The 4,102-nt window shown below is 66.3% G+C and carries 4 protein-coding genes and 1 pseudogene; all 5 read right to left on the reverse strand.

Annotation, left to right across the window (positions count from 1 at the left end):
- Nucleotides 1-10: 10 nt before the first annotated feature.
- A complete protein-coding gene (locus Q0A15_RS10135; RefSeq protein WP_291279412.1) occupies nucleotides 11-1,036 on the reverse strand; it encodes a branched-chain amino acid ABC transporter permease in 1,026 nt (341 codons plus the stop codon).
- On the reverse strand, nucleotides 1,036-1,917 hold the full coding sequence (locus Q0A15_RS10140) for a branched-chain amino acid ABC transporter permease (RefSeq protein WP_291279413.1): 882 nt from the start codon (nucleotides 1,915-1,917) through the stop codon (nucleotides 1,036-1,038). The genes Q0A15_RS10135 and Q0A15_RS10140 overlap by 1 nt, the downstream gene beginning before the upstream one ends.
- A gap of 4 nt (nucleotides 1,918-1,921) precedes the next feature.
- Nucleotides 1,922-2,635 carry an ABC transporter ATP-binding protein gene (locus Q0A15_RS10145; RefSeq protein WP_291279414.1) on the reverse strand — a complete coding sequence of 238 codons (714 nt, stop codon included), beginning with the start codon at nucleotides 2,633-2,635 and terminating at the stop codon, nucleotides 1,922-1,924.
- Nucleotides 2,619-3,398: an ABC transporter ATP-binding protein gene (locus Q0A15_RS10150; protein ID WP_291279415.1), complete on the reverse strand. Its 780-nt coding sequence runs from the start codon at nucleotides 3,396-3,398 to the stop codon at nucleotides 2,619-2,621. Before Q0A15_RS10150 ends, Q0A15_RS10145 begins: the two co-directional genes overlap by 17 nt.
- A gap of 244 nt (nucleotides 3,399-3,642) precedes the next feature.
- A pseudogene (locus Q0A15_RS10155) lies at nucleotides 3,643-4,102 on the reverse strand (aminomethyl transferase family protein); the annotation flags it as partial.

A 4,102-nucleotide genomic window follows, 5' to 3' on the forward strand; every position in this document is an offset into this window, starting at 1 on the left:
GATGAGAGGGTCAGGTGTGGGTGGGGGCGCCGATTTCCTGCGCGGGGCCTGGAAGTGGCTTGGACGGTGGCGACTTGCGGTGCATGAGAGATCTGAGTCGGGAGGGCAGGGAAGCCAGTCCGCCGGGGAGCACCACGAGCACCACGAGCATGATCAGACCCTGCAAGAAGGCAGTCAGGTTGGGGTCGATCGCATTGGTGAGGATGGGGACGAAGATGTAGTACAGACCGCCGAGGACCGAACCGAACATGGTGGCGGCGCCGCCCACCACCATGGAAGCCACCAGGGTGATGGAGTGGCCGAAGCTCAGGGTCTCCGGGGAGGTGTACTGCACCACGGCCATGTACAGGAACCCGCTGATGCCGCCCACGAGGGAGGCCACCGTGAAGGCGAGCACCTTGGTCCAGTAGGCGGAGATGCCCATGGCTCCTGCCACGGCCTCGTTCTCCTTGACGATGGCCAGCGCGCGTCCGTACTTGCCTCGCACCAGGTTGCGGACCAGGAGGAAGACGACGGCGCCGATGACCAGCACCAGGTACAGGTGGTACTGGTCGTTGTAGAGTCCGCTCCAGATGGGGGCGTCGGAGAAGCGAGATGAGACGCCCTGGGGGCCACCCGTGAAGAACTCCAGGCGCTTGGCCAACGGCACGCCGATGATGGGCAGGGCGATGGTCAGCATGGCGATGGCCAGGCCGCCCAGGCGGGCGGCGACGAGGGCGATGAGCAGGCCGACCACCGCCGGGATCAGGATCGAGGCCAGCAGGATCAGGACGATGTTCCATCCGTGCGTGGCACCGTAGGCGGCCGTGTAGGCGCCAAGACCGAGGAAGAAGATCTGGCCGAGGGAGACCTGACCGCCGTAGCCCATGACCACGTTCAATCCGAGCACGGCCACAGCGAACACGCCCACGCGGGCCAGGTTGTCGTTTGCGACCTCCGGCAGCACCAGGGGCAGGACCACCGCCGCGATGACGACGACCGCGACGGCGATCCAGCGCACCACGGGGCGCTTCAAGAAGGGAGAAGGAGCACTCATCAGACTCGCACCACGACTTTCCGACCGAACAGGCCTTGGGGGCGCACCAGGATGATGATCACGACCAGTGCGAAGGGGACGACCACCTTGAGATCGTGACCGATGAAGGGCAGGTAGACGGCGGCGAGGTTCTCCAGCACGCCGATGATCCAGGCGGCGACGACGGCGCCGATGGGGCTCGTCATCCCGCCGATGATCACGGCAGCCAGGGCATAGACCAGGGCGCTGTCCATCATTCCCGGCGACAGGCTCAGCTGTGGGGCCACCAGGATGCCGGCCACCGCACCGAGGGCGGCGGCGAGGCCCCAACCGGCCATCAGCAGTTTGCCGACGGGCAGGCCGGAATACGCGGAGGAGTTCGGGTTGATGGAGACGGCCCGCAGTGCCAAACCGAATTTGGTGGAGGAGAAGAGCAATTGCAGGGCCACCATGATGACCACGATGACGGCGAACGTCCCCAGGGACCGCACCGAGACGTGGGCGCCCAAGAAGTTCATGGAGGAATCCGGGAAAAGGGACGGGAACTGCTGGTTGTCGTAGGACCAGATCCACGCGGAGAGACCGGTGACCAGGGTCAGTAGGCCCACCGTCACCACGATCGCGGTGTCCGGGTCCCCGCCCTCGAAGCGGCGGATCAGGACCCTCTCCACCAGTGCCCCGATCACGAAGGACGCGGCCATGGAGATCAGCAGCGCCAGGATCAGCGGCAGCCCGGCGTCCAGCAGGCTCAACGCAATGTAGCCGGAGAGTACGGCCATGCCGCCCTGGGCAAAGTTGATCATGCCGGTGGCCTGGTTCACCAGGACGATGGCCAGGGCCAGCGCGCCATAGATGGAGCCCGTGGAGAGCCCGTCCGTGAAGAGTTGAATGAACTGTTCCACTTCTTCAGCCTCCCAGGTAGGCGCTGCGGACTTCGTCCATGGTGCGCAATTGTTCGGTGGGGCCTTCCAGGACGCTGTGTCCGGTCTCGAGGATCACGGCGGAGTCCACGAGGGAGAAGGCCAGGTTGGCGTTCTGCTCCACGACCAACATGGCGATGCCGGACTCCTGGCGCAGCCGCTTGATGGCGGCGTACACGGTCTTGGCGGTGCCCGGTGCCAGGCCGAGGGACGCCTCGTCCAGCAGCATGAGGCGGGGCTTGGCCATGATGGCGCGGCCGATGGCGAGCATCTGCTGCTCGCCGCCGGAGAGGGCGGAGGCGTTGGACTTCAGTCGATCCTTGAGCTGCGGGAACAGGTCCAGGCAGTAGTCCAGGTCCTCGCGGATGGCCGCGGCGCCCTTGCGGAGATAGGCGCCGACCCGCAGGTTCTCGCGAACATCGAGGTCACCCAGGGTTCCGCGGCCCTCCGGTACGTGGGCGATGCCGCGGGCGGCCACCTGATCCGGGCGCAGCCCATGCAGGTCCTTGCCGTCGAAACGCAACTCCCCGGCCGAGGTGATGTTGCCGGAGACACTGCGCAGGGTGGTGGTCTTCCCGGCACCGTTGGCGCCGAGCAAGCCGACCGCGCCGCCGTCCGGTACCTCGATGTTGACGTCGTCGAGGACCTGAGCGGGCCCGTACCAGGCCTTCAAGTTCTTGATCTCAAGCAGCACTGTCATCCGCCTTCCCGATGTAGGCCTCGATGACGCGGGGATCTGCCTGGGCCTCGGCCGCGGTGCCCTCCATCAGCTTGGATCCGTGGTCCAGAACCACGACGGCATCGGTGAGGGCGCCGATCAGGCCCATGTGGTGCTCAACGATGACGACGGTGACGTCCTCGTGGGCCCGCAGCCGCTTCACCGTGGCGATCAAGGCCTCCACCTCGGAGTGAGGCAGGCCCGCCGCGGGCTCGTCCAGCAGCAGCAGCTTGGGGTGCATCATCAACGCCCGGCACAGCTCCACCGACTTGTGCAAACCGTGCGAGAGCTCGCCCGCACTGCGTTCCGCCGCCCAGGCAAGGTCATTGCGGTCCAGGATGGTCAGGGCCTCGGCCCGGACGGCTGCCTCGGACTTGCGTGCGCCGGGGCCTCGCAGGGCCCAGGTGAGCGGGTTGCCGCTCATGCGGCTGTGCGCGCCGAGCATCACATTCTCCAGCACGGATCGCTGCAGCTGCAGCGCCGGGTGCTGGAAGGTGCGGGCCAGCCCGTGGGCTGCCATGCGCGCGGGAGGAACCTGGGCAACGTTCTCGCCGTCGATGGTGATGGTGCCCGACTGCGGTCGATAGTGCCCGCTGATGCAGTTGAAGAGCGAGGTCTTGCCTGCGCCGTTGGGGCCCACCAGGCCGAAGATCTGGCCCGCAGAAACTGTGAAACCAACGTTGTTGAGCACGGTGACTCCGCCGAAATGCAGGTTCACCCCGTGCAACTCCAGTTCAGCCGCCATGTCCTACCCCCTGTCGTCGTCATTGATGCATGGGAAGCGCTGAGGCCGCCTGGACCTCGGATAAGAGAGTGACCTCGATCACGTGATACGAGGATGGTGAAACACTATGGACTTAGTGATGAGATTGTCAACGATCTTGTTGAAATTACCCTTGGGTAGAGACGAGAATGCCCGACGGCCCGGGGCCGGGTAGGTGCCTTGGGGCACCGTCCCGGCCGCCGCCGTCGGGCATGGGTGAGCAGCGTCAGCTGCGGCGGTAGTTCTCCCGCGCGAAGCGGGAGTACGGGGCCGGAGCCACCGTGGCGCGCACGCGCACCTGGCGGTGGCGCTCCACCGACGGCTTGGCGGTGTTGGGCGCCTCGCCCCAGAGCACCGTGAGCTCCTGGCCCTCCTGGGCCAGTTCCGGATCGAGGCCGGCCAGGGACATGAAGACCTGCTCGTTGACGCTGTAACCGACATCGTGGGACTGGCCCACGTTCTTGTCCCCGACCACCACGCGGTCCACCTGGTGTTGACCGTAGCGGGCCTTGGGGAACTCCAGGAACTTGGCGGGCAGCGCCTCCTCGTAGGCGGAGCGCTGAATGGCGGCCACATCCTCCGAGTTCCAGATCAGGGAGACCTTGACGCGCTCCTGCTCGGGGTCCAGTGCCTCGAGGGCCTCGCGGCCGATGAAGTCGTGGTCGAACTTCACGGTGCGGCCATAC

Source organism: Galactobacter sp., from assembly GCF_022712295.1.
Classification (GTDB): domain Bacteria; phylum Actinomycetota; class Actinomycetes; order Actinomycetales; family Micrococcaceae; genus Galactobacter.